Raw genomic sequence first — 24,524 nt, 5'->3', positions numbered from 1 at the left:
TCGACAAGGGTAAGCCCCTTGTTATTAACGGAAGCTCACGTCATCCACATTCGGCATTAAGAACTCGCCCGCAGAAAAACGAGCGATCATACGTGGAGTTGTTGGCAAGTTGGTTGTTGCGACTTTTTGCAGTGGCAACACTTCCATCTTTTTCAAACGGGCCTGTGCAGCGATCGAATAATAACCAAGAAGCGGATCTTTCGCCAAACTCGTCATTTTATTACGAGCCTCCGTCATCTTACCTTGGCGGAACAAGCTCATCGCCATCCAGTAATTGACACGGTCATTCGGGAAAGTCTTCCAACCACGTTTATTACGGTGTTTTTCATTTTGCATTTCCGAGAAAGCTTTGAAGGCGCCCGTGTAATCACCTTTTAAGTATTTCAGCCACGCCAAATGCCATTTCGCGTCTTTAGAAAGACCCGACGTCGGGTAAAGTTTCATGAACTCTTGAAATCTGCGAGCCGCACCATCGTAATCTTGGAACTGGTAACTTAAGAATGCCGATTGGTACAAAGCCTGACGCCCTGTTTTTGAACGAGGATTTAATTTATAAGCAGAATAGTAGGAGCCCACGGCCAATTGCACTTCACCCGCACGAGCGGATGCTGATGCAAAAAGGATCAGATAGTCAAAGTCGCGTTTTTTCTCTTCATAATATGGCTTTAGCAAATCGACAGCTTTGCCCAGCTCGCCTTCTTGCATGTAAAACTGCACTTGCAGCTTGTCGGCAAGATACTTATCGACTTTCGCAAGGTTGGTTTTCATCACATTGATTTCAGTTTGTGCGCGGGAATCAAGACCTGCGAACAGCAGATATCTTACGCGCGTGCGGAAATCTTCAGTACTGGTAGCACAAGCCGTTTCTTTGCCTTCGAATTTACTTGTCGCCAAGTCAACTCCCCAGTCAGCTACTTTAGAATAGCCGGGGTGTTTTTCATAAAGCTTTACCAACCATTTACACATCAACGCGCGCTTACCAAGGCCCTGCTCTGCCGCTGCAAGATTGTAAATCACTTCAGGATAAGATTCTGTATTGCGGGTGCGTTTTTCAAGTTTATTGAAAATCTCAGCCGCTTGCTTATAGTTCTTTTTCTCGAGTGCGATTTGACCCATCACGCTTTGTACGTCGATTGTCATTTTCACATTAGGAGAAAGTTTTTGAATTGTTTCTAGCTCTTTATAAGCTTCATCCAATTTGGAAGTTTTAAGGTATGATTGCGAAAGATAATAACGCGCATACTCTTCCATTTCAGTTTTACTATCAGCGATGGATCGGAACGTGGGAATCGCCTGTTCGTATTTACCTGTTTTAAATTGTTCCAGAGCTTTTTTTAGAGAATCCAGCTCATCCTTACCGGCTTGAGCCATCGTCGCCATTGGCGCCGCTAACATAATAGATAGCAAAACAGATTTTACTGCTTTAGTGGTCCGCATCCCGTCACTCCCTCGAGTAGGTGCACTGTCCGCTTGGTTGAGTGCACCGGCCATGACGGCTTCATCCTTGTAACCGTCATATAACAATGATACCGAATAACTATGGCAAAATCGAAAAATAAAACTGTCTATACCTGTCAAAATTGCGGAGCCCAGCGACCTCGCTGGGAAGGAAAGTGTTCAGACTGCGGCGCCTGGAATTCTTTCGTCGAGGAATTGCAGCTGGCGGAACCTGTAACCAGAGGATGGTCTACTGGTGCAGCGAGTTCGGCGGGAAGTGTCGAAAAAGCGAGCAATCCTGGTAAACCGATTTCTCTGGACCAAAGCCTCGAAGCGATCAAACTGGATCGTTTCAATACAGGATTCGAAGAGTTGAACCGCGTTTTGGGCGGCGGTTTGGCCCGTGGAAGCTTCGTGTTATTAGGTGGATCACCGGGGATTGGTAAATCGACTTTGCTTCTGCAAATGGCCGGGGGCCTTGCAGATAATAAGCGCAAGGTTCTTTATATTTCGGGCGAGGAATCCGTCGCACAAACAGGTTCCCGTGCACATCGCTTGGGAATTCGTTCACCCCTGATCGAGGTGGGAGCAGAAAGCAACCTTCACAATGTGATGGAACTTGCTCGTCATAAAAAACCTGATGTCTTGGTCGTCGACTCGATTCAGACAATGTATCTATCAGATCTTCAAGCAGCTCCTGGTTCTGTTTCCCAAGTGCGCGAATGCGCTGGGCACTTAATGGGACTTGCAAAAAATGACGGTATTGCCGTGATTCTGATCGGTCACGTCACAAAAGACGGTGCCATCGCCGGTCCAAAAGTTTTGGAACACATGGTGGACTGCGTGCTTTCATTCGATGGCGATACTTCTTACGACTTCCGTTTGCTAAGAACTCTGAAAAATCGCTTTGGCGCTGCCCACGAACTTGGCGTATTCCAAATGAATGGAAAAGGTTTGGAAGAGGTTTTGAATCCTTCTGAATTGTTCCTGGAAGAGCGCGGAGATCAACTGATCGGCTCTGCGGTTTTCGCATCTATGGAGGGCACACGTCCCCTCTTGTGTGAAGTTCAGGCTTTGACTCTTTCAACGAACATGGCAATGCCTCGTCGTACTTCGCTGGGTATTGATGTCAATCGTCTGCATCTTTTAACGGCGGTTTTGGATCGCCATTTGGATGTGCGTTTAGCTCACAACGATATTTTCGTAAATGTCGTAGGTGGCTTAAAGTTAGTGGAACCAGCCGCCGATTTGGCCGTGGCTGCTGCCATTTTATCAACAGAGGGTCGTCGCGATCTTGACGCTAAGACAGTTTTCTTTGGGGAAATCGGTCTGACGGGAGAGGTCCGTGGTGTTTCCTTTGTTGAAAGTCGCATTAAGGAAGCAGATAAACTTGGTTTCCAGCACTTTGTGATTCCGTTTTCCAATAAAAGACACTTGGCGGATTTGAAAATTTCTGCGGATAAGAAAATTTCCTATATCAAGAACGTCAAAGATCTTAGTAGAATAATTTAAAACCAAAAAAGAAGGCGACAAGGATGTCAGCACTCGAGCAGCTTCACAAGTTAGAATACAAAGCGGGCGAATTCATTTTCTTTCAGGGTGATATCGAAAAGCATTTCTATATCATCGAAACCGGCACCGTTAAAATCTGCACACTGGATCGTTCGGGTAAAGAAGTCGAGATCAATACAATCACAGACGGTGAATCCTTTGGGGAGTTTGCCTTACTCGACAATGCTCCCCGCTCGGCGTCTGCGAAATGCATGACAGACGTGGTGGTGGTTCAAGTCTCTGAGGAAGGCTTTCAAGAGCTTTTGAATGACCTTCCGGTGTGGGCAAATTGCATGCTTAAGTCTTTTGTGTCTCGTCTTAAAAAAATGATGGACGATCAAAAAGACCAAAACGCTTAGCGAATATTACTGGCGTCCGCTGCGTCTGATTCACTGGGATCCATTACAGGTTGGACCGATTTTTCACGAGCACGACTTACCTGTGGAAGCTTGCGCATTTTCGCAACGACTTTTGCCCCCCACTTCTTGGAATCTTGATCGCTGAAATGAATGCCATCGCTTTGTCCCGAGGGATTTTGAGTCAGTGTCGTGCTATCAATGAATGCACAGTCCGACTTTTCTGCCAGCTCTTTAATTTCCTTCACTCCCTGGGCCAGATTTAGTTTATAGGGATCCTTACTTGCAGCAGGAGGACCGATCCAAATACACTCGCTGTTATTTTTCTTAACAGTGTCCAGCATGGCTTTAATGTACTGTTTTTCATTCTGAACGGTCGAAGGACTTCCTAACATATTTGTACCTAACGCAATCACCGTCAAATCAGGATGCAAAGCCTTCACTTCCTTAGCAAAAGAGTCTCCCATGTGATCTTTCACACGCAGCTCTTTGTTTTTAACATCTTTTCTCCAGTAACCACAGTTGGTTGCTTTCGAAGTATCCTCTGCCATCCATGTCGACGGAGACGATCCACAACTTGCAATTGTTGTGACATTTTTTGAGACCTTTCTTAGATAAGAATCGATCTCGTTGCCGAACTGCCCATAGGCGTGGGAATCCCCGACAAAGACAGTATTGATGGCGAACCCTGATGAGCTGATAAAAAATAAAATGGTGGTGATTAAGTACTTTTTCATGTGTCCAGTTAAACCGGAACACCAGTCCGCTTCAACTGAGGGTCCATCAATCTGTAGATAATCAAGATTCCTGGAAAAGTCGAATCAGCATATAGACATTTGCTGCGATGATAACAGTGCAAATTGCCCAGCCCGCTGTTTTAAACTTTCGTGACAGGGCCCAATTTTTCATAAGGTCTTTAGAACCGGCGAACATCAGTAATGGCACGACGGCAAAAGGAAGCTGCAAACTTAAAATAACTTGCGTACCCACCAACAGTTTTCCGACAGCGTGTTCGCCCATATAATGCACACCGAACCACGCGGGGATGATCGCCAGAACACGGGCGATCGCGCGACGAAGCCACACTGGCATATGAAAATGCATAAAGCCTTCAAGAATCACCTGGCCCGCAATAGCGCCGGTGATTGTGGAACTTTGACCAGCAGCAAACAAAGCAATCGCAAAAAGCAGGCTTGCGGCGCTGGCGCCCAAAAGTGGGCTTAGCAGTTTGTAGGCATCTTGGATCTCTGTGATATCCAGGTAGTTGTTCAAGTGAAATGCCGAAGCGGAAACAATCAGGATCGCCGAGTTGATAAAAAAGGCAATACTCAAACTTAAGATCACTTCCCAAGTGATCATGCGAATTGAATACGAAAGTTCGGCCTCGTTACTTTTCATCACCCGGCTTTGCACCACGGCCGTGTGCAAATAAAGGTTATGTGGCATCACGGTGGCTCCCATAATACCAATCGCCACATACCAGGCGTGGGCAGAATTCAAAGAGGTCGGTCTGGGAACATAACCTTTAAGGACTTCCATCAATGGAGGCGCGCTATAAAACACCTGGGCCACGAAGCAAAATAATATAATTAGAACAAATCCTAAAACCAGCGCTTCCAAACGCCGCATGCCCTTGCCTTGTAATATAAAGACAAAGACCATGTTAAACGCGGTTAGCAGGACCCCCGTTTCAACCGAGACTCCCAATATCATATTGAAGGCAAGAGCAGTTCCCAAAACCTCGGCAATGTCAGTCGCGATGATTGCGATTTCCGCTAAGACCCATAAGATATTTTTAATCCAGGGACGATATTGATCACGGCAAAGTTCTGCCAGATCCTTTCCGGTAACGACTCCAACGCGAACGCAGATGGACTGCAATAGCATCGCTGCAATGGATGAAAATAAAATAACACAAAGAAGGTTGAATCCAAATCTGGAGCCCGCCTCTAGGTCTGTCGCCCAATTGCCTGGGTCCATATAACCCACGGCGACTAAAACTCCGGGACCGATATACTGCCAAAATTTTCTTTGAGGGACTTCCACGTTCATAACTCCATTGTGGGTGGAGTGACGAACGATGTGGAGTGTTTTTTAATATTATTTATGTGACGGATACTTAATGAAAATCTCTCGCTGGAGATCAACCATTAAACTCAGCAGACGACTTTCCATGCGAGTGTCGATATTTTTAAACTGCATCCCTGCAATTTGAATCCCATCTTTGTTTTGAGCGAACCGAACTTCGAGATCGAACTCGATGGGACGGCGAATACCCAAGCGCATCGTGCCACGCACAGTGTCGCCCTCCTTGAAAGCTGGGATGTCATTTGCCATCGCGATTCTTAACCCGCCAGCACTGACATCCAATATTTTGCAGTCGATGAAAAACTTATGGGAATTGTGCTGCATGAGATTGAAAACCGCATCGTACTTTTGGGGAAGATCAATCCGCGCATTTGCGCGTCTTTGAAGTTGAAACAAATCCCCATCAATTCTTAAATGGGCCCAGCCTGTGGAAAACACCAAGTCAGTTCTAAAAAAATAGCGTTCATTTTTGAACATAAAATTCACGACGACAGACTGATTCTTATCGAACATCTTAGAGTTCGAAGTGTGATGACAAAGCAGGTCCTCGTCGCGCTCGGTTTGCATAGCAATCAAATTAAAAAACGAATCATCGTCCCCTTTGACAGAGATTTGGACTTTGTCATGAGCAAGCTCGCGGAAAAGAAATTTCTTTTCCGACACGGGAACCTTTTTAAAGATGTTTTGACCCAATTGATTCATATCTAAACTCTGCTTAAGGCCTCGGCCCACCGAACCATGCGGGCTTTACGTTCTTTAGAAACCATTTTCACTTTAAATTCTTTATCGGTTTTCCAAATCTTTTTGATTTGATTCATATCGTGCCAAAAACCACACCCCAGCCCCGCCATAAAGGCTGCACCCAAGGCAGTTGTTTCAAGATTTTTTGGGCGAATGACGTTAACACCCGTATAGTCGGCTTGCATTTGCATCAACAGATCATTCGCCGCAGCCCCACCATCGACGCGAACTGCTTTCAGCTTTTTGCCTAAGTCTTTTTCCATCGTGACAAGGATGTCGACGTTTTGCAGAGCCATCGCTTCGAGGGTTGCACGCGCAATGTGCGCCTTCGTCGTCCCACGAGTCAAACCGCAGATCACCCCGCGAGCATCCGGTTGCCAATGGGGTGCACCTAAACCTGTTAGTGCAGGCACGAACTCCACGCCATCTGTGGTATCCACGGTTTTTGCCAAAGACTCAATTTCCGAAGACTGTTCAAACAATCCCAAGCCATCGCGCAGCCACTGAACTGCGGCTCCGCACACGAAAGCACCACCCTCAAGGGCATACGTCATGTCACCGTCTTTCAGCTTCCATGCAATCGTTGTTAACAATCTGTTTTTAGACTTCACAGCTTTTTTGCCGGTATTTAAAAGCAAGAAACTGCCCGTTCCAAATGTACATTTTGAATCGCCCAAATCATAACAAGCTTGTCCAAACAGTGCGGATTGCTGATCGCCTAAAATTCCACACACGGGAATTCCATCCGGCATAAAGCCCAAGCCCCGAGTCACTCCAAAATCGGCATTGGAAGGACAAATTTCAGGAAGCATCGATTCCGGAATTCCGAAAAGCTTTGTTAAGTCCTCATCCCACCACCCCGTGTGAATATTCATCAGCATCGTGCGCGAGGCGTTTGAAACATCTGTTTTATGAGACTCGCCTTGAGTTAGACGAGACAGTAAAAATGTATCCACTGTTCCTGCAACCAGATGACCTTTGCGAGCCCGCTCTTTCACACCTTTGACATTCGCCAAGATCCACTGAATCTTAGTGGCGGAAAAATAAGGATCTAAAACCAAACCGGTTTTAGCAGTGATCATTTTTTCTTTTTTTGCTTTTTTTAATTTCTCACATTGCGCCTGGGTACGACGGCATTGCCATACAATAGCGTTGTAAACGGATTTACCCGATTTTTTATCCCAAACCATCACGGTTTCACGCTGATTGGTGATACCGATGGCTTTAATTTGCGAAGCTTTGATTTTTGCTTTTTCAATCGCAAGGCGCATGGATCTTTGAGTTGTGAACCAAATGTCCTCAGGATCATGCTCCACCCACCCGGGCTCAGGGAAAATCTGCTTGAATGTTTCGCGCGCTTCGGAGACAAGACCTCCGGCTTGATTGATAATACAAACCCTTGAGCTGGTTGTTCCTTGATCAATCGCCATGATAAAAGTAGAAGACATAGTTTACCTCAATTTAAGGGGGCCAGTCCGCCGAAGCCTTGGGCGAAGGTGGAATGTCATAAAATATCATGATGAATTTCTTGCAGAAACCCAACGAAAAAATCTTCGGATTGAAGAACCTCGACAAGGACACCTTGATCTTTCGAGTGCTTCCACGTTTTCTGCTAGAAATTCTTCGTAAATACTTTCGCATGGAAATCTTAGGGGCCGAGAACATTCCACGCCGCGGAGCTTGCGTTATCGCTCCAAACCATTCTGGTTATTCTGGTTTTGATGCTTTCTTGTTGGGCCACATCGTACAGCAGGAAGGTAAACGTGTCCCCCGCGTTTTAACTCATCACTTTTGGTTCCTAACAGAAACCACAGCTATTCCCGCGCAAAAAATGGGCTTTACTGAAGCAACATATGAAAACGGCGTGAACTCGCTAAAAAAGGGAAATGCTATTGTTATTTTTCCTGAAGGAGAAGCTGGAAACTTTAAACCAACGACCAAACGCTATCAGCTGCAAGAATTTAAACGTGGCTTTGTGCGCATGGCTTTGGAAACCGGCTCTCCGATTGTTCCGGTGGTGATCTTGGGAGCAGAAGAAACGCACATCAATTTAAAAAAGTTAAAATTCACAAAGTTTCTAAAAGGCTCGGTCATTCCACTCCCGCTGAATGTCATTCCCTTGCCTGCGAAATGGCGTATCCGTTTTTTAGAACCTATTCATTTGCCGTACAAACCAGAAGCCGTCAATGACGCCGAACTGGTTCACGAAATCGCACAGGACATCCAGGAACGCATGCAAGCCGCAGTCGAAGAAGAAATCAACAAACGCGGCAATCCATTTTTGTAGCAACTTATTGCGAGCGCTTTTATCTGGTCTATTTCACAGGGCTATTTTTTGTTGGAGTCTGGGACGTCGGCGCCGATCGTTACTAAGATAGAGTGCCATTTCGACGTCAATACGCCGGGATTGTCAGAGTTACGACTGACTAATTGGCTGACCAGCAATGCTGCCACGCCTGTAGCAATGACGAGGAGGAGAACGTACTCCACCACGATCTGACCGCGTTTATTCATGTATATAATGATATCAGAGTTCTTGAAGAGCGCTAGGACGAACTAGACTAGCTGGCTTCCAGTTTTCCATCGTCATACGCAAAGTATCGATTAACAGTTGCAAATTCTCATCTTCAAGCGGTCCACGTGTTCCGATGACCACATCTTCTCCCCATTTTTCGCATTCCAGAGGATTTTCGGATTTTGCATTTTCAAAGGATAGCTGGAAACTGTCAGCCGTCGGATAAATCATCACAAGGATGTTGGCGCCTGATGCTTTGGCTGCCTCTTTTGCTTTAGCTGTTTCAGTGGGAAGTTGTTGTTGGATCATGAAGTAAACCTTCAATGCCAACGCTTCGTGAAACTGAGCGAAGTAAATTCGCACAGGACCGTCAAAGATAGCGCTGTTAAACGCAGGATTAAAATACTTCGACTGCATCAACGTCGTATATGATGATCTCACTTGTTGCTCCCCCCCGGTCACAACACAAGACTAGAAAGAAAAGCGCTTGGAGTTCAAACAAAAATTACTATTTTATGTAAGATTCTTAAATTTTCTGACACCACGAATCATTAGAGACTGTCGTAAATCTTCTTTCCTCGAGAGAAAACCATCTTTTTAGGACGCTCCCCCACGCTATAGAACAGACAATCCCAGCTTTGATCGATGCATAAAATATCAGCAGACTTCCCTACCTCTAAAGACCCCAGCTCCTTGTGCATGTTCAGTGCGTGAGCGGCTCCAACGGTGTAAGCACCAATCACTTGAGGCAGTGTCATCTTCATTTCCAGACGAGCAAGCAATCCCACCAAATTCAAATCTTGAGTCGGCGAAGTGCCCGGATTGAAATCTGTTGCAAGAGCCACGCGAGCCCCCGCCTCGATCAACTCTTTGGCTTTGGGGTAATTTGTTTTCGTATAAAGGTCAGCCGCTGGCAACATCACGCAAGTGACATTTGAGTTTGCCAGATTTTTGATTTCCTTTTGAGTGATTTGCAAAAGATGGTCACCTGACAAGGCCCCAAGCTTAACTGCCAGGTCCGCACCACCCGACAATGTCATTTGATCGGCATGGATCAAAACATCAAAACCCAACGCTTGGGCTTTACGCAGATACTTTTCGGATTCCTCAAGCGGGAAAAAGCCTTTTTCAATAAACACATCCACTCGACTTGCGAGCTTCTTTTTCTTCACTTGCGGTAAAACCACGTCGCCGAGATGTTGCAGATAACTTTCGTAAGTTTTAAATTCTGGTGGCAAAGCATGAGCACCCAAGAAAGTCGCCACCGTTCGCGCGCCTTCTAGTTTTTGCACACTTTGTAAAACCTTGAGTTCATCTTTTAAGTTAAGTGCATATCCGGATTTGATTTCAACCGTCGTGACACCTTGAGAGACAAAGTGATCCATGCGCTCCTGCCCCGTGCGCACGAGTTCAGCGATGGAAGATTGACGAGTGTTTTTCATCGTCGACAAAATACCGCCGCCCTTCGCAGCGATCTCTTGATACGAAACACCTTGATTGCGCATTTCAAATTCAGCGGCGCGATTACCGGCATAAATCAAATGCGTGTGGCACTCGATGAATCCGGGCAACACAGTCAAACCCTTGGCGTTGACCTCTTTGATTTTAGACTTCGCATACTGCTTCGGAACTTTACCGGAAGCACCGATCCATTGGATGACACCTTTATCGATCAAAATCGCCTGCCTTTGGGAAATACCCAAATCAGCCTCAGTCACGCGGCGGCCCTCATTTGCGGCGGCCCCCGCCATCGTCAACAATGTCGAAATATCACGAATTAAAATCATGACCTAAGGTAACAGTTCCCTTTTTGGAACGCAACGCAAGGTCGTTTCTATAGGTAACAGTTCCCCTTTTGGAATGCGCTGCAGTCCAAAAAGGGAACTACCTAAGGGCCAAACCATGCAACAACGCAGAAGTCCGCCGCCCTATGCAGCCGTTTTAAAGGTTTCGCGTTTTACTTTGGATTTAATTTCTTCTTTAAAAAGCTGGTATAAATTCTGCTCCAGAGAGGTTAACAATCCCCGCAATTTGTAGTCTTGAATACCCAAAGACTTTCGCACGGGATCACTAAAAGCAGCAACCGCGATACTCATCACCGTCAATAGCAGTCCTATACCAATCGTGGCCATGTATATTTGTGTTTGCGTGGGAGCCACGGGGAAAACGCTGTAAAACGCAGAGCCCGCTTTTTTTCCCAGAAAGAATCGTTCAGCGGCATCATCATTGGCAAATTTTCGTGCGATCTTTGAGCCCATTCCTGCCACACCCAAAGAGCTATTGTGAAAGAAAAGTTTTCCAGCACAGACCGTCAGAAAAGTCGCGATCAGGTCCGTAACTAACACCTGAGCCGAAGAAAATTTATCGACCTCTTCGGTATAAACGGCAGAAACTTTTCTTTGCAAGTCTTCGAACTCTGCCCCCGAAAAATAACGTCTTAAATGCAGCTTGGCCTCTAACGAGGCAAAGACGTCGGCTTGTGAACTATTTAAAAGTTCTGTCAGTAATATTCTTTCCGCAGATTTTTGATAACGCGTTTTAAAACTTGCAGGAATATGTTTAACAAGCTTGTTGGCACGTCCCCACCCAAGCTTATCTAAAGTCTCTGCTACTTTTTTAAGGGTAAGATATGGAACCGACCACAGGGTATTCAGTGGGTAGTAAACCAAGTCTAATGCCAATGACTGTTTTTGAATTTTCAAAGCTTCCTGAAGACCGAAGTGACGGTGAACGAATCCCGTCACTTCTTCTTTTTTATTTGCGAAATGTTCCTCAAGAGTTTCGTCAATGGTGCCTAAGATGATGTTTTTATCCATGCTATTCAAAGATGCTCCGTTAAATTAAAGCTCTGACAACTGACTTTCATCGACAATGGGCTCTTGTCCATCAACGATTGGAGTGTAATCCCAACCATCACCCGACGAATCGTTTTCATCCGGTGTTGTTATGATCTCAACCGGTGGTTCTGGCGATGGGGAAGGACTGACCGCAGGAGAGGGACTTGCGCTTGGTGAAGGTGAAACAGTTGGTTGAGGATCGATCACTTCTGGCAATTCCTGCTTTGTCACAGAAATCAGCTTCAAGACTGGTTTCAACAGACATCCGCCGTTCCCTTGAAGAACTACCGACTTATTCGCATCAAAGTCCACTGTGACGTTATATTGGTGACCTGCTTCGAACTGGACCTTATTGGTGAGGATGATCTTCACTCCTGTTTTTTGCGCACTTGGAGTTTTCAATTCACAGATCGAATCGTCTTCTTTCACGATATAGTGACCCGAGTCTTTTAAAATCAAACGAATCTGCTGAATCTGCAAACCATCTGGAGCTACGATGTCTTGCAAAGGCAAGCTCACCCCATTTTGCAATTTAAGAAGGTCCACTGGCCCCAGTCCTTTTGCTAACTGCAGACGGCCCGACTTTGAAGCCCCCGCAACAAGGACTTCAAGATGATCGATATCTACGACCACAGATTTTATTTCCTTATTAGGAGCATCCACTAATTTGAAACTCACAGCGGCCTGTTTTGAGGCATCTACACTCAATGATGACGACCCAACCGACGCAGAGTTGGAAACAGATTGCGGACTGCAGGCGCCGACAAAAACCATCCCTGCTGTCACCGTGATCTTAGATAGGAAATTACTCATACACCCTCCTGGTGAACGACGAAACACTTCAACCACGATACCTCAAGATTTTGTAGGTAGCTAATTTCGCTCTTCTTGAGTCAGTCATTTCGAGAGGGTGACAAAAACTTAGCCAGTTTTAAAAACATTACGCCTCGAAAAAATCGAGGCGTATTTAGCTAAAACTTGGGAGTTGATAAAGCAGATTCTCGGAAAACTTCGAGGCTAAAAAAGAGTCGAAGAAGGGAAAGGAAGAAACAGAAAAACGAACTGCGGAAGGAAAATTTTAGAGAGGTAGCCCCTGGAGGAAAGTTCAAGAACCTGTCTTACCAACCCCAAATTTTAGCTAAATACCCCGCCACCACCTAAGCGATGGCGGGCCAAACCTCGATAACCTCAAACCGATAAGTCCCTGTCGAGGCCAGCGAGTTTATACCTTCTATTTATTGAACTTTAATCGAACGGCTTTTTGCGTTTTCTGCTTTTGGCAGAGTCACTTCAAGCACTCCGTCTTTGTAGGCGGCTTCGATTTTATCTGCAGCCACGTGGACTGGCAGACTGAAAGTTCTTTGGAATTTGCCGTAAGAACGCTCAGAGTATTTTTTGTCTCCTGCTTCTTTAATTCTTTCGCCTGAAATTGTCAGAACGTTGTCTGCCATTTCAATTTTTATGTCCTCTTTTTTGAAACCCGGCAAATCCGTTGTTACGATATAGGCGTTTTCTTTTTCTTCAATGTCTACTGAAGGAGAAAAATCCATTGTCTCTCGAGCCGCAGGAGTGAATCCTCGATCGAATTGGTTAAAAAGTTCTTCAAATTGATTAAAGATGTCGCTGCCTACGGGACGACGAGCTGACCATGGTGATAATGAACGCATTGACATAAAATCCTCCTAATATAAACGTTAAACTCTGCTATGCAGATATCTCCTCCAGCAAAGCTGGAGTGCTTACAGTCGAGGAAGCTTCCGGATCACTTCTCACACTCAATATGGAATCGATCAGAAAACTGTCAAGGCAGGCTTAAAAAAAAGGGGAATTTTCGAATTCCCCCTTTTTTAAACTTATTTTTTGTTAACTACTTTAATTGAAAGCCAGTTATGGCTCTACTTGGCTTTACCCTGATTTGCGACAGCTTCCATAGCTGCCTTTACTTCGTCTGGGTCGCCGACAAACTCTTTGCCAATCACTTTTAGATCTTTATCAAGTTCATAGACCAGGGGAATTCCCGTTGGCATATTCACGCCCATGATCTCGTCGGGTGTCATGTTTTCAAGATGTTGCATTAATGCACGCAAACTGTTGCCGTGGGCCACGATCAATACTTTTTGGCCCGTTTTAATTTTAGGAGCAATAGTTTCGTTCCAAAGTGGCAGGAAGCGAGCCACCGTCTCTTTTAGGGATTCCGTGCTAGGCAAAAGGCTTGCGGGCACATTTTTGTAGCGCGGATCGTGCGAAGGATGACGTGGATCATTGTTTTCCATAGCAGGTGGCATAACATCGTAGCTACGACGCCAGATCTTAACTTGCTCTTCGCCATGACGGGCCGCAGTTTCAGACTTGTTAAGACCTTGAAGTGCGCCATAGTGGCGTTCATTCAAGCGCCAATCTTTGTGGACAGGAAGCCACACTTGATCGATCTCGTCCAAAACGAAATTGAGGGTTTTGATCGCACGTTTAAGAACGCTAGTATAGGCCACGTCAAATTTGAAGCCTTTGTCGTTGAGGGATTTGCCTCCTTTTGCAGCTTCGGCACGACCTTTTTCGGAAAGATCAACGTCTTGCCAACCTGTGAAGCGATTCTCTTGATTCCAAACACTCTCACCGTGTCTAATTAGCACCAACTTATACACGCTTAAACTCCTTCATTTTCAATAAAATAAGAGCTAACATGACCGTGCATCCTTGAACATGAAAACTCTCGATTTTTGCTACGCATTAACACGTTACAAACGCGCGAGATTTTGGAAAAAACAAGGGCCTGCTCAAAGTGAGGAATTTCGTGAACAACAATGGTATCAACAGCTCAAATCTTGAATACATTGAAGCCCTCTATGGTGACTTCAAAGCAAAACCTGAAACACTAGCTCCCGAGTGGAGAAGTTTTTTTGAAGGTGTTGAATTTGCTCAATCAGGCAAATTCGGAATGTCTGACAAAGAGCTTTCTGTTTTTCAGTTGATTCAAGCCTACCGTTCTCAAGGACATCTTGAAGCGGATTTGAACCCACTTTACAAACCAACCGCTAGCGAAGCATTGAATCTGAAAACTTTCGGTCTCGGCGACAAAGACTTGAGTGCGAAATTCCAGATCGGCGCTATCGTTGGCAAACAAAATGCCTCTTTGTCTGAGATCATCGCACACTTGCAAAAAGCTTATTGCGGTAAAATCGCACTTCAAGCTTCTGATGCAGCAGCTGCTGAATACAAATGGTTGGTGCAGGAGTTTGAAACTCCATCATTTAAGCTTTCCGTTGATGAAAAGAAAAACGTTTTAGCTTCTTTAACGAAAGCTGAAACTTTGGAAAAATTCGTTCACACACGTTACGTGGGAACAAAGCGCTTCTCTGTCGAGGGTGCTGATTCTATCTTGCCGATGATGGATACTTTGGTAGACCGTGGTTCTCAAGCAGGTATCAAAGAAATTCACATGGGTATGGCCCATCGTGGTCGTGTAAATATGCTGGTGAACTTCTTCGGCAAATCAGAGGAATACGTCTTCGGTGATTTCAACGGTCCATTGGAACTTGAAAAACCTGTCGAAGACTTCGACGGCGACGTAAAATATCACTTGGGTTATAAAGCTGAAAAGAAAGCGGCGAACGGTTCTACTGTTAAGGCCACTTTGGCTTACAACCCTTCTCACTTGGAAACTGTGAATGCAGTGGCGTTGGGTATTGCTCGCGCAGCTCAAGACCAAAACGGGGGCGACAGAAAATCTGCTGTCTGCGTTTTAGTTCATGGTGATGCGGCTTTCGCAGGTCAAGGTATCATCCAAGAGACTTTGCAATTGGCTGGCGTTCATTCGCACACAACAGGTGGTACGATCCATATCATCATCGACAACCAAGTTGGCTTCACTACAGGCTCTAAAGATACACGTTCCACTCGCTATGCCTCTGATCCCGCTAAAATGACGTTCACTCCAGTGATCCACGTGAACGGCGATGATGTTGAGTCATGCGTTCGTGGTATGGATATCGCTCTTCGCTATCGTCAACAGTTCAATAAAGACGTTGTTCTAAATTTAATTTGCTACCGTAAGTACGGTCACAACGAAGGTGACGAACCAGCATTCACTCAACCTTTGATGTACGATCTGATCAAAACTCACGCAACGGTGCGTGAACTTTATGCTCAAAAATTGGCCGGCGAAAACTCTGTTGATCAGAAAACGGCCGACGGCCTTTACCAAGGCGCGATGGATCGCTTGCAACAAATTTTTGAAGACACGAAAAAGTCTCCACCGAAGCTTAAAAACTTTAAGTTCGAAGGCGCTTGGGCAGGTCTTCGTAAAGGTGTCGAAGCAGATGCTGATAAGCCAGTGAACACGGGCTTTGACTTAACAAAATTGAAACAGATTGGCGAAAAAGCAGCGTCTTATCCTGCTGACTTTACTCCGCACCCAAAATTGATCAAGCTTTTGGAAAGCCGTAAAGATATGGCTTCTGGCAAAACTCCGGTTGATTGGGGTATGGGCGAGCTTTTGGCTTACGGCTCTTTGCTATCTGAAGGTAAATCAGTTCGTTTGACAGGTGAAGACTGCGTTCGCGGTACTTTCACTCACCGCCATGCGGGTATGTACGATGTAAAAACAAACAAAGCATTCTTCCCTCTGGCTGATACAAATCCGAAAGCAAAACTTTTGGTGGCAGAGTCTATTCTGTCTGAGTACGGCGTGATGGGTTACGAATACGGTTACACAGTTCAAGATCCAAATTCTTTGGTTATGTGGGAAGCTCAGTTCGGTGACTTCGTCAATGGCGCACAAATCGTGATTGACCAATACATCGCTGCTGCTGAATCCAAATGGCAACAAATGTCAGGTTTGACGTTGTTACTTCCGCACGGTTACGAAGGCCAAGGGCCAGAGCACAGCTCGGCACGTCTTGAGCGCTTCTTGCAAAGCTGCGCTTTGTACAACATGCAAGTGTGCAACCTAACGACGCCTGCACAGATCTTCCATGCGCTTCGTCGCCAAGTGGTTCGCGATTACAGAAAACCGCTTGTAATCATGACGCCGAAATCTTTGTTGAGACATCCAAAAGCTGTTTCACCAATCGAAGATTTGGCAAATGGTTCTTTCCAACCGGTTCTTGCAGATACAATTGAAAAATCCAAAGTCGATACAGTGGTATTTGTTTCCGGTAAGTTCTATTACGAACTTTTGGAAGAAAGAGAAAAATCTAAAAAGGAAAACATCGCTCTGGTTCGTCTTGAGCAGATCTATCCATTCCCTGCTCGTCAAGTGGCTGAAGTGCTTAAGGGTTACCCTAACGCTAAGACACTTATCTGGGCCCAGGAAGAGCCAAAAAACATGGGTGCATTCCAACATGTTTACTTCAAGTTCATTGAAGTGGTTCAAAAAGCTGGATTGCAACTTCGCTTTGAGTACGCGGGTCGACCTGAAAAGGCTTCCCCAGCGGTGGGCTCAATCCACAGACACAAAGCGGAACAAGCAGACATTATTAAAAGCATCTTTAGCTAAAGGATAAGCAACATGAAACAAGAGATTAAAGTTCCCGCAGTGGGCGAATCTATCACCGAGGCGACGATCGGCAGCTGGACTAAAAAATCTGGCGACTTCGTAAAGCGCAATGACGTATTGATGCTTCTTGAAACTGATAAAGCGAGCGTTGAAGTTGTCGCGGAAAACGACGGCGTTCTGACGATCCTTCCAGGTAACGAAGCTGGTGCCACTGTTTTGATCGGTGCTACAGTCGCAACTCTTGATACGGATGCAAAAGCAGGCGCATCGGCTCCGGCTCCTGCGGCAGGTGCAACTCCTCCTCCGCCTCCTGCAGCTCCAGCGGCTCAAACTTCTGCTTCTCCAGCGCAAGCTCAACAGGCAGCCGCTAGCGAATCAAATCCAAACCTTTCTCCAGCGGTTCAAAGAATCGTTCGTGAAAACTTAATCGATCCAAACCAAGTGCAAGGCACTGGTAAAGACGGTCGTTTGACGAAGGGGGATGTTCTTGCGGCAACTCCGGGCACGGCAAACCAAGCTGCTCCCGCGGCTCCAGCTCCTGCGGCAGCTCCTTCTGCACCGACGCCAGCGGCAGCTCCAGCTCCTGCTAAACCAGCAGCAGCTCCGACGGTAGTGCCGGTTGCAACGGGTCCTTCAAAACAAGGCGACAAAAAACTTGTTGCCATGACGACGATCCGCAAACGTATTTCTGAAAAATTGAAAGAAGCGCAAAACACTGCAGCGCTTTTGACAACTTTCAACGAAATCGACATGACGAAAGTTATGGAGCTTCGTGCGAAATACAAAGATAAGTTCAAAGAAAAATACGGCTTGAACCTTGGTTTCAATGGTTTCTTTGTGAAAGCCTCTGTCGAAGCGTTGAAAGCATTCCCAGCGGTAAACGCATGGATCGTGGGAACTGATATCGAATACCACAACTACTACAACATCGGTATCGCGGTATCGACGGAAAAAGGTCTAATGGTTCCAAATGTTAAAGACGCTGATACTTTGTCTTTGGCAGGTATCGAACTTGCGATCCGTGATTTAGCGACGAAAGGCCGCGATGGCAAAATCTCTCCAAATGATTTGGGTGGCGGCACATTCTCCATCACAAACGGCGGTGTATTCGGCTCATTGCTTTCCACTCCGATCGTAAACTTCCCTCAATCAGCAATCATGGGTTTGCATAAAATCCAAGATCGCCCGATGGCAGTAAATGGCAAAGTTGAAATCCGCCCAATGATGTACGTGGCGTTGACTTACGATCACAGAATCATCGACGGTAAAGAAGCCGTCAGCTTCCTTGTTAAGATCAAGGAGCTTGTAGAAGATCCAGAAAGACTTCTTCTAGAGGTTTAAAAATTCGGGCCAATGCAAAAGGTGCCTACCACTTTTTGCAGAAGCAGCGCAAAAATATTTAAGGCCCCGCTCACAAGCGGGGCTTTTCTTTTTAAAGGTACGTCCTTACCTGCACAAGTAAGGACGTACCTTTTTGTTTGGATTGGTGAGTTTCAAGAATTCGAACGTTAACTACTTAGATCACACATTCGAAAAAATATTTTTACGAAGATCACTTGCATGCGTTGAGTACTTAGGTGCCTATTCCAGATATTTCATCCAACGAGTAATCAACTTTTCAAACTTTGACTGCCGCGAGTTCTTCAAATGCAATCAATTGCAGCTAGATCTGAAGTGTAAAAACTTTGATCAAAAACACCCAGACTAAAGTCGTCAAACTTCCGGCCGATAGTTTTCCTCGTCGGGAGGACATGATGGATTCTATGGGCGTAAAATTAGTTTTGGTGAGCTTGGTTTTCGGGAGCATGGTTGCATGCAGTCCGAAATCTACGTATGAAAACTTTATTGCTGATCAGGGTTACATACCTTTTCAACAGCCACTAGCTGATGTGGGTGTAGGTGCTTTGCTGGCAGGATCTCCGGATCAACTGCGCATCATCTCTCCAGCAAAAACATGTTTCCCGGCTTCCTATAATGGTGCAAGCACAGAGCTGTACCAATCCGTCGCCACTCAATTGCCAGAGATCTCTAAAAAAATGTCGATCAGCGCTGGCATGGATGCAAACTTTTTGGCTGCGAGTGGTACTCCCCTGTTCAAACTAAAAACCAGCTACACTCAATTGAAAACATTGGATGTTCATATTGAGGGCGCTTCCATTGAGTACTTAGATGAAATCGCATTTAGCATGTGGGTTTATAGTGGTATGTCAGAAGCGTGCCGCACTTACCTGCAAAATGGTGGCAGCTTTATCCGGCAAGCATTGCGTGTCGATAAAATGGAATTCCAATTTAAAAACTCTAAAGGTGGTTTGATCGCCATCAACACTGATAAAATCAAAGAGATCATGGATTTCGAAGTGAATGTTCAGTGGGAAATCGTCGACAACTATACAATGTCGATCACATCACCAAAATACGTGGGCTATCATTTAGCGAAAGTGAATTCACAATCCCCGGGATCGATCGCTTACATCGCCAGTGATCTGACTAAAAAGGGTGAATTCGATTTCAAAAAAGTTGAAAGCTACACAAACTTCCAAGGACTGATGTCGTCCTACTAATCGCAAGACAACTTCAATCAAATATTTAGGCCCAGCCGCACCAATGATGGTGCGGTTTTTCTTTGGGCAAATTATTCTTTAAGAAATTTCGGAAATTCTTTAACGAGCGTATCCATCAAGGCACGAACACGTTTCGACATATAACGATTCGATGGTGTGACGATATAGGCATCATTGCCTGATTCCAATCGATCGTTAATAACAACCTCCACCAAATCTTTTCTGCGGATGGCTTCGGCGATATCCCAATGCGAGCGGATGGCAATCCCCCCGCCTGCTTTTGCAATGTCTGTTAAAAATAAGCCGTTATTGGAAATTACTGAAGAGGCGTTGGCAATTTCATTCAGCGACAATCCTGACTTCATAAATTTACGATGACGATGAACACCGATCATTAACAGTGGATGTTCTTTTAAGTCCTTCACTGTTTTCGGAATACCGTTTTGCTTTAAATAAGCAGCGGTTGCTACCATTTTAAGATAGTTGGGCCCCAGCCTGCGGGCAATCATCGAAGAGTCCTCAAGAGTTGAAAAACGAATCGCCAAATCAAATCCGGATTCTACCAAACGCTCGTAAGTGTCACTAAAGTGAACGTCCACTTCCACGCCGGGATTTTCTTTTCGGAAATCAGTCAGAATTTTAGCGACTGGGCCTTGTGTTAAACCCCATGGCATTGTCATTCGGATGGGACCTTTAAGTTCATCACCTTCAGAAAACTGCTCTTCCATCTCGCGAATGTCCCCTAGCAGGCGACGCGCTTGAGGAATGAGAGTTTTACCTTCTTCGGTCAAGGAAACAGCTCGAGTGGATCGCTGAAACAATCGAACTCCAAGATCGTCTTCTAAGCGCGCGACACGTTTACTTAAAATAGAAACCGGAATGTCCATTTTTCGAGCCGCCTGGGTAAACCCTTGAGCGTCCGCGACAGATAAAAAGGCCACAATGTCTTCAAGATTCTGAATTTTCATTATTTCTAATTTAGAAAATATGTTTGTTTAAAACAACCTCTTATCACCGCATCAGAAAAGGTCTATTATGACTCCTATAAGCACGTTTTAAGAAAACAGGAGCCCAGCATGAACATCAAGCATCAAGATTTAGCAGTCTCCATCCTGAGAATCGCCCTGGGAATTAACATATTCCTCCACGGCGCGGTCAGATTCGGTGCGAACTATTCCAAATTTGTCGCATGGATCATGGATACTTTCAAAGACGCCCCCCTCCCGACATTTGCAGTTCAGGCGTTTGCTTACGCCCTTCCTCCCCTAGAATTCACGATTGGTTTGTTGCTGATCGCCGGTGTTTTCTTGCTCCCAACGATTATTGCGGGCCTTGCAGTCATGATCGTGCTGATGGCAGGCAGTTGCTTGATTCAAAATTGGGAGATCGTAGGCATTCAAATGATCTACATTTTACTTTACTCCGTTGTTTTGTTCTTCCTTAATTACAATCACTATTCAGTCGACGTTTTAGTCAGAAAAAAATAGGTGTCTTATGAAAAAAAATAAATTGGCCTTAGTCACGGGCTCCACTGCTGGTATCGGTTTCGCCATCGCACAAAGTCTTACAAAAAAAGGCTTCGATGTGATCGTCAATGGTCGTTCGGAAGAGCGCGTGAACAATGCTATTAACGAACTTATCAAATCAGGTGCCAATAAAGCCTCTCTTCACGGAGTGGCTGCCGACCTGACTACAACTGCAGGGATTTCAAAAGTCACAGAACTTTTCCCGGAAGTGGATGTCCTGGTAAATAACTTTGGTATTTTTGAACCAAAAGAATTCGCCGATATCACCGACGATGACTGGGAAAAAATGTGGAATGGAAATTTCATGTCGGGAGCGAGATTGTCTCGTCATTACTTCCCACGCATGATCAAAAAGAATGCGGGTCGTGTGATTTTCATCTCGAGTGAATCTGCTCTGCAAATCCCAACAGAGATGATACATTATGGAGTTTCAAAAACAGCCCAAGTCGCCTTGGCTCGCGGCATGGCTGAAACAGCCGCTCACACAAACGTCACTGTGAATTCGGTGCTTGTTGGCCCGACGAAATCTGAAGGTGTTGGAACTTTCCTAAAACAACTGGCTGAAAAAGACGGTTTGACGGAAAAACAAGTAGAAGAAAGCTTCTTTAAAACAGCTCGCCCGACTTCCATTATCCAACGCTTCATCCGCACTGAAGAAATCGGCAATGTCGTAGCTTTCATGGCCTCCGATGAAGCCTCGGCCATCACGGGCTCCGCTATGCGAGTCGAAGGCGGCCTGTTAAAAACGATGGTTTAAACAGTTTTCAAGAACGACCTCCAAAGGCGACTTTGGGGGTCCAGAACCTTAGAAATGCCCTGGTTTCATTCCAGCCCTAAGTACCTGATAATCCGTTGTTTTCTCACACGCCCATCATGACGCGTGTCATGAATTCTAAGTGACCTTCCATGCTAAGATAGCGTATAAAAATAGAGTCATTAAAAACTCTGTTCTGTGCACATCAAAGGAATTTACGTATGGCAGACGCTCAATTTGATCTTATTGTTATTGGTTCGGGTCCCGGTGGTTATGTCGGCGCCATTCGCGCGGCGCAACTGGGTCTTAAAGTTGCTGTCGTTGAAAAAGACAAAACTTATGGCGGCACTTGCTTAAACGTAGGTTGTATTCCTTCAAAAGCACTTCTTGAAAGTTCCGAGCACTACACAGCGGCTCAACACGACTTTGCTGCTCATGGTATCAAAGTTCCAAAAGTGGAACTTGATCTGGATACAATGCTTGCTCGTAAAGACAAAGTTGTAAAACAAAACACAGAAGGCATCGCTTTCTTGTTTAAGAAAAATAAAATCACAGGAATCAATGGTTTCGGTAAAATTTTAGGCGCTGGCAAAGTCGAAGTAAAATCTGACGACGGCAAAACTGAAGTGATCACGACGAAATCTATTTTGATTGCGTCTGGTTCCGTTCCAGTTGAACTTCCCTTCTTGAAGTACGACGAAAAACGCATCCTCTCTAACACCGGTGCCTTGATCATCCCTAAAGTTCCAAAAACAATGATCGTTGTTGGTGGTGGTGTGATCGGTCTTGAGTTGGGTTCCGTATGGCAACGCCTTGGTGCTGAAGTCACAGTGATCGAGTACACAAACCGATTGGGCGGTCCAACTGACCAAGACTGCATGAATGTACTTAAACGCAACTTGGAAAAAGAAGGTATGAAGTTCCTTCTTTCGACAAAAGTTACCGGTTCCAACGTTGTAGGTGATGGCGTTGAGTTGACTTACGAATCTTTGACAGACGGTAAAACAACAACGACAAAAGCCGAAGTTGTACTAGTTGCAACAGGTCGCAAACCGTTCACGACAGGCTTGGGCCTTGAAGACTGTGGTATCCAAAAAGATCCACAAGGTCGCGTGATCGTGGATAGCCACTATCAAACTTCCGTTCCAGGTGTGTATGCAATCGGTGACGTTATCGCGGGTCCGATGCTTGCTCACAAAGCGGAAGAAGAAGGTGTTGCAGTGGCAGAAATGCTGGCTGGGGGCGCTGGTCACGTAAACTACAACACAGTTCCGGGCGTTATTTATACTCACCCAGAAGTTGCCACAGTGGGCATCACAGAAGAACAAGCCAAAGAAAAAGGCGTTGAAATCAACGTGGGTAAATTCCCGTTCCTAGCGAACGGCCGTGCTCGCGCGAAAGGCTTCACAGAAGGTTTCGTGAAAATCATCGCGGATAAGAAAACAGATAAGCTTTTGGGTGCTCACATGGTGGGTCCTGGCGTTTCTGAGCTTATCCACGAAGTGATCGTCTGTATGGAATTCGGTGGCAGCAGTGAAGATCTTGCACGATCTTTCCACGCCCACCCTACTTTATCTGAAGTTGTACGTGAAGCTGCTCTAGCTGTTGAAAAACGCGCTCGTCAGATGTAAGAGATCTGCAAATCCAGGGCCCCCGGGGTTGAGACTCCGGGGGCTTTTTTCGTTTTTAAGGGTACCGCTATCAAACGCACAAAACGCTTTAACAAGGTGAATATCGAGATCAGCAACATCTGCAATCTGCAGTGTAGCTTTTGTCCGCCTGTGGAGCGCGAGAAAAAAATGATGAGCCTGGAAGTCTTTGAGAGCGTGGTTTCGCAAGTAGCCCCTCTGACGGACCAGGTGACTTTGCATTTAATGGGCGACCCTTTGGTTCATCCAAAATTGGCAGAGTTCATTAATATCTGCGCGACTCATCAAGTGCCGGTGTTCCTAGTTACCAACGGCGTTTTGATGAACTCCGCACGAGAAGACCTATTGCTTCATCCGATCTTGCGCCAGGTGAATTTCTCTTTGCACAGTTTCCATGACAATTACGGCGACAAAGATCCGACGATTTATTTGAATAAAATCTTTAACTACACTCGCCGTGCAATGGCCGAGCGTCCTGATTTGTATTTGAATTACCGTCTGTGGAACTTAGACGCTCCATTGGGAACGGGTGAGCACAATCGCTCGATGCTGGATCGCGTGTGCGCCGAGTTCGGCTTTAATTTCAACGAAGCGATCGACGTACGCAGAAACAAAAGCATCCGCATTCAAGACCGCTTGTATTTACACTTTGATACAGAGTTCACGTGGCCTTCTGTGGAACTTCCCCTCCTTGGAACCAAGGGCACATGTTATGGATTATCCAGTCACTTTGGCGTTCTTGCAGATGGAACTCTTGTTCCTTGCTGCTTAGACAAAGAAGGCAAGGTTCCACTTGGCAATATTAAAGACAACTCTGTAGAAACTATCTTGGGCTCAGAGCGCGCCTCAAAAATTTTAAAAGGCTTTAAAGACAATAAACTTGTCGAAAACCTCTGCCAACGCTGCCAATACATCACTCGTTTCCAATAGGTGCCAGGTCCTATTTCTGGGAGCACTGCTCCCGTAAATAGGACCTGGCACCTTGTAACATTCCATTTTTTCGATAGATCATATC

The 24,524-nt window shown here is 45.6% G+C and carries 23 protein-coding genes; 10 read left to right on the top strand and 13 right to left on the bottom strand.

All coding sequences use genetic code 11. The features are described 5' to 3' along the window. Window positions 1–24: 24 nt before the first annotated feature. Entirely contained in the window at window positions 25–1,437 is a 1,413-nt protein-coding gene (locus B9G69_RS10825) for a tetratricopeptide repeat protein (RefSeq protein ID WP_265437734.1), read from the bottom strand. 102 nt (window positions 1,438–1,539) lie between these two features. Between B9G69_RS10825 and radA the strand changes: the two genes are divergently transcribed. Together radA and B9G69_RS10815 are read left to right on the top strand one after the other, a co-directional pair. Then, window positions 1,540–2,949, top strand: coding sequence for a DNA repair protein RadA (radA, locus tag B9G69_RS10820; protein WP_088614023.1), 1,410 nt, complete (start codon window positions 1,540–1,542; stop codon window positions 2,947–2,949). Between the two features lie 23 nt (window positions 2,950–2,972). Continuing rightward, on the top strand, window positions 2,973–3,347 hold the full coding sequence (locus tag B9G69_RS10815; RefSeq protein ID WP_088614022.1) for a Crp/Fnr family transcriptional regulator: 375 nt from the start codon (window positions 2,973–2,975) through the stop codon (window positions 3,345–3,347). On the opposite strand, the gene B9G69_RS10810 is transcribed toward B9G69_RS10815, so the two are convergent. From B9G69_RS10810 to glpK, 4 genes are all read right to left on the bottom strand, one after another. Beyond that, window positions 3,344–4,081: an SGNH/GDSL hydrolase family protein gene (locus B9G69_RS10810; RefSeq protein ID WP_088614021.1), complete on the bottom strand. Its 738-nt coding sequence runs from the start codon at window positions 4,079–4,081 to the stop codon at window positions 3,344–3,346. The two genes, B9G69_RS10815 and B9G69_RS10810, sit on opposite strands and share 4 nt — an antisense overlap. A 61-nt stretch (window positions 4,082–4,142) precedes the next feature. Then, window positions 4,143–5,396 (bottom strand): Nramp family divalent metal transporter, encoded by a 1,254-nt coding sequence (locus B9G69_RS10805; RefSeq protein ID WP_088614020.1) that lies wholly within the window; start codon window positions 5,394–5,396, stop codon window positions 4,143–4,145. A 48-nt stretch (window positions 5,397–5,444) separates the two neighbouring features. Beyond that, window positions 5,445–6,134, bottom strand: coding sequence for a flagellar brake protein (locus tag B9G69_RS10800; RefSeq protein WP_088614019.1), 690 nt, complete (start codon window positions 6,132–6,134; stop codon window positions 5,445–5,447). Window positions 6,135–6,136: 2 nt separating this feature from the next. Then, on the bottom strand, window positions 6,137–7,621 hold the full coding sequence (gene glpK / locus B9G69_RS10795) for a glycerol kinase GlpK (RefSeq protein ID WP_254916711.1): 1,485 nt from the start codon (window positions 7,619–7,621) through the stop codon (window positions 6,137–6,139). Between the two features lie 68 nt (window positions 7,622–7,689). Between glpK and B9G69_RS10790 the strand changes: the two genes are divergently transcribed. Continuing rightward, window positions 7,690–8,460, top strand: coding sequence for a lysophospholipid acyltransferase family protein (locus tag B9G69_RS10790; protein WP_088614018.1), 771 nt, complete (start codon window positions 7,690–7,692; stop codon window positions 8,458–8,460). A gap of 41 nt (window positions 8,461–8,501) precedes the next feature. Here the strand turns inward: B9G69_RS10790 and B9G69_RS10785 are convergent, their stop codons facing one another. From B9G69_RS10785 to gpmA, 7 genes are all read right to left on the bottom strand, one after another. Continuing rightward, window positions 8,502–8,687: a hypothetical protein gene (locus tag B9G69_RS10785; protein ID WP_088614017.1), complete on the bottom strand. Its 186-nt coding sequence runs from the start codon at window positions 8,685–8,687 to the stop codon at window positions 8,502–8,504. Between the two features lie 13 nt (window positions 8,688–8,700). Further along, complete coding sequence (locus B9G69_RS10780) at window positions 8,701–9,129, bottom strand: hypothetical protein (RefSeq protein ID WP_254916710.1); 429 nt, start codon at window positions 9,127–9,129, stop codon at window positions 8,701–8,703. 110 nt (window positions 9,130–9,239) lie between these two features. Continuing rightward, on the bottom strand, window positions 9,240–10,475 hold the full coding sequence (gene hutI / locus B9G69_RS10775) for an imidazolonepropionase (protein ID WP_088614015.1): 1,236 nt from the start codon (window positions 10,473–10,475) through the stop codon (window positions 9,240–9,242). Window positions 10,476–10,616: 141 nt separating this feature from the next. Continuing rightward, a complete protein-coding gene (locus tag B9G69_RS10770; RefSeq protein ID WP_088614014.1) occupies window positions 10,617–11,504 on the bottom strand; it encodes a DUF6635 family protein in 888 nt (295 codons plus the stop codon). Window positions 11,505–11,528: 24 nt separating this feature from the next. Further along, window positions 11,529–12,338 (bottom strand): DUF4382 domain-containing protein, encoded by an 810-nt coding sequence (locus B9G69_RS10765; protein WP_088614013.1) that lies wholly within the window; start codon window positions 12,336–12,338, stop codon window positions 11,529–11,531. Window positions 12,339–12,760: 422 nt separating this feature from the next. Beyond that, on the bottom strand, window positions 12,761–13,198 hold the full coding sequence (locus tag B9G69_RS10760) for an Hsp20/alpha crystallin family protein (protein WP_254916709.1): 438 nt from the start codon (window positions 13,196–13,198) through the stop codon (window positions 12,761–12,763). A gap of 222 nt (window positions 13,199–13,420) precedes the next feature. After that, window positions 13,421–14,167: a 2,3-diphosphoglycerate-dependent phosphoglycerate mutase gene (gpmA, locus tag B9G69_RS10755; protein ID WP_088614012.1), complete on the bottom strand. Its 747-nt coding sequence runs from the start codon at window positions 14,165–14,167 to the stop codon at window positions 13,421–13,423. A 149-nt stretch (window positions 14,168–14,316) separates the two neighbouring features. Here gpmA and B9G69_RS10750 point away from each other — a divergent pair, with 149 nt between their 5' ends. From B9G69_RS10750 to B9G69_RS10740, 3 genes are all read left to right on the top strand, one after another. Then, complete coding sequence (locus B9G69_RS10750) at window positions 14,317–17,019, top strand: 2-oxoglutarate dehydrogenase E1 component (protein ID WP_088614011.1); 2,703 nt, start codon at window positions 14,317–14,319, stop codon at window positions 17,017–17,019. A 12-nt stretch (window positions 17,020–17,031) separates the two neighbouring features. Continuing rightward, window positions 17,032–18,360 carry a 2-oxoglutarate dehydrogenase complex dihydrolipoyllysine-residue succinyltransferase gene (odhB, locus tag B9G69_RS10745; protein WP_088614010.1) on the top strand — a complete coding sequence of 443 codons (1,329 nt, stop codon included), beginning with the start codon at window positions 17,032–17,034 and terminating at the stop codon, window positions 18,358–18,360. Between the two features lie 422 nt (window positions 18,361–18,782). Continuing rightward, the gene (locus B9G69_RS10740; protein ID WP_141096848.1) at window positions 18,783–19,580 is read left to right on the top strand and encodes a hypothetical protein; all 798 of its coding nucleotides are present in this window, start codon (window positions 18,783–18,785) and stop codon (window positions 19,578–19,580) included. Between the two features lie 71 nt (window positions 19,581–19,651). On the opposite strand, the gene B9G69_RS10735 is transcribed toward B9G69_RS10740, so the two are convergent. Beyond that, window positions 19,652–20,548: a LysR family transcriptional regulator gene (locus tag B9G69_RS10735; protein ID WP_088614008.1), complete on the bottom strand. Its 897-nt coding sequence runs from the start codon at window positions 20,546–20,548 to the stop codon at window positions 19,652–19,654. A gap of 108 nt (window positions 20,549–20,656) precedes the next feature. Here B9G69_RS10735 and B9G69_RS10730 point away from each other — a divergent pair, with 108 nt between their 5' ends. The 4 genes from B9G69_RS10730 (at window position 20,657) to B9G69_RS10715 (ending at window position 24,439) form a co-directional block, all read left to right on the top strand. Then, a complete protein-coding gene (locus B9G69_RS10730; protein ID WP_088614007.1) occupies window positions 20,657–21,067 on the top strand; it encodes a DoxX family membrane protein in 411 nt (136 codons plus the stop codon). A gap of 7 nt (window positions 21,068–21,074) precedes the next feature. Continuing rightward, complete coding sequence (locus B9G69_RS10725; protein WP_088614006.1) at window positions 21,075–21,863, top strand: SDR family NAD(P)-dependent oxidoreductase; 789 nt, start codon at window positions 21,075–21,077, stop codon at window positions 21,861–21,863. A 218-nt stretch (window positions 21,864–22,081) separates the two neighbouring features. Then, window positions 22,082–23,491: a dihydrolipoyl dehydrogenase gene (gene lpdA / locus B9G69_RS10720; protein WP_088614005.1), complete on the top strand. Its 1,410-nt coding sequence runs from the start codon at window positions 22,082–22,084 to the stop codon at window positions 23,489–23,491. Window positions 23,492–23,587: 96 nt separating this feature from the next. Next, window positions 23,588–24,439, top strand: coding sequence for a radical SAM/SPASM domain-containing protein (locus B9G69_RS10715; RefSeq protein ID WP_088614004.1), 852 nt, complete (start codon window positions 23,588–23,590; stop codon window positions 24,437–24,439). Window positions 24,440–24,524: the final 85 nt, after the last annotated feature.

Source organism: Bdellovibrio sp. SKB1291214 (assembly GCF_002209355.2).
Lineage (GTDB): Bacteria > Bdellovibrionota > Bdellovibrionia > Bdellovibrionales > Bdellovibrionaceae > Bdellovibrio.
The sequence above is the reverse complement of the archived record's forward strand: the minus strand, read 5'-3'. Positions and strand labels throughout refer to the sequence as shown.

What these genes read in the sequence shown, in the direction of transcription:
- B9G69_RS10770 (WP_088614014.1), bottom strand. Translation starts at nt 11,504, where the DNA reads ATGGATAAAAACATCATCTTAGGCACCATTGACGAAACTCTTGAGGAA.
- B9G69_RS10805 (WP_088614020.1), bottom strand. Translation starts at nt 5,396, where the DNA reads ATGAACGTGGAAGTCCCTCAAAGAAAATTTTGGCAGTATATCGGTCCC.
- B9G69_RS10740 (WP_141096848.1), top strand. Translation starts at nt 18,783, where the DNA reads ATGGGCGTAAAATTAGTTTTGGTGAGCTTGGTTTTCGGGAGCATGGTT.
- B9G69_RS10765 (WP_088614013.1), bottom strand. Translation starts at nt 12,338, where the DNA reads ATGAGTAATTTCCTATCTAAGATCACGGTGACAGCAGGGATGGTTTTT.
- hutI (WP_088614015.1), bottom strand. Translation starts at nt 10,475, where the DNA reads ATGATTTTAATTCGTGATATTTCGACATTGTTGACGATGGCGGGGGCC.
- radA (WP_088614023.1), top strand. Translation starts at nt 1,540, where the DNA reads ATGGCAAAATCGAAAAATAAAACTGTCTATACCTGTCAAAATTGCGGA.
- B9G69_RS10825 (WP_265437734.1), bottom strand. Translation starts at nt 1,437, where the DNA reads ATGCGGACCACTAAAGCAGTAAAATCTGTTTTGCTATCTATTATGTTA.
- B9G69_RS10730 (WP_088614007.1), top strand. Translation starts at nt 20,657, where the DNA reads ATGAACATCAAGCATCAAGATTTAGCAGTCTCCATCCTGAGAATCGCC.
- B9G69_RS10790 (WP_088614018.1), top strand. Translation starts at nt 7,690, where the DNA reads ATGATGAATTTCTTGCAGAAACCCAACGAAAAAATCTTCGGATTGAAG.
- B9G69_RS10725 (WP_088614006.1), top strand. Translation starts at nt 21,075, where the DNA reads ATGAAAAAAAATAAATTGGCCTTAGTCACGGGCTCCACTGCTGGTATC.
- B9G69_RS10810 (WP_088614021.1), bottom strand. Translation starts at nt 4,081, where the DNA reads ATGAAAAAGTACTTAATCACCACCATTTTATTTTTTATCAGCTCATCA.
- B9G69_RS10800 (WP_088614019.1), bottom strand. Translation starts at nt 6,134, where the DNA reads ATGAATCAATTGGGTCAAAACATCTTTAAAAAGGTTCCCGTGTCGGAA.
- odhB (WP_088614010.1), top strand. Translation starts at nt 17,032, where the DNA reads ATGAAACAAGAGATTAAAGTTCCCGCAGTGGGCGAATCTATCACCGAG.
- glpK (WP_254916711.1), bottom strand. Translation starts at nt 7,621, where the DNA reads ATGTCTTCTACTTTTATCATGGCGATTGATCAAGGAACAACCAGCTCA.
- lpdA (WP_088614005.1), top strand. Translation starts at nt 22,082, where the DNA reads ATGGCAGACGCTCAATTTGATCTTATTGTTATTGGTTCGGGTCCCGGT.
- B9G69_RS10735 (WP_088614008.1), bottom strand. Translation starts at nt 20,548, where the DNA reads ATGAAAATTCAGAATCTTGAAGACATTGTGGCCTTTTTATCTGTCGCG.
- B9G69_RS10815 (WP_088614022.1), top strand. Translation starts at nt 2,973, where the DNA reads ATGTCAGCACTCGAGCAGCTTCACAAGTTAGAATACAAAGCGGGCGAA.
- B9G69_RS10760 (WP_254916709.1), bottom strand. Translation starts at nt 13,198, where the DNA reads ATGTCAATGCGTTCATTATCACCATGGTCAGCTCGTCGTCCCGTAGGC.
- B9G69_RS10785 (WP_088614017.1), bottom strand. Translation starts at nt 8,687, where the DNA reads ATGAATAAACGCGGTCAGATCGTGGTGGAGTACGTTCTCCTCCTCGTC.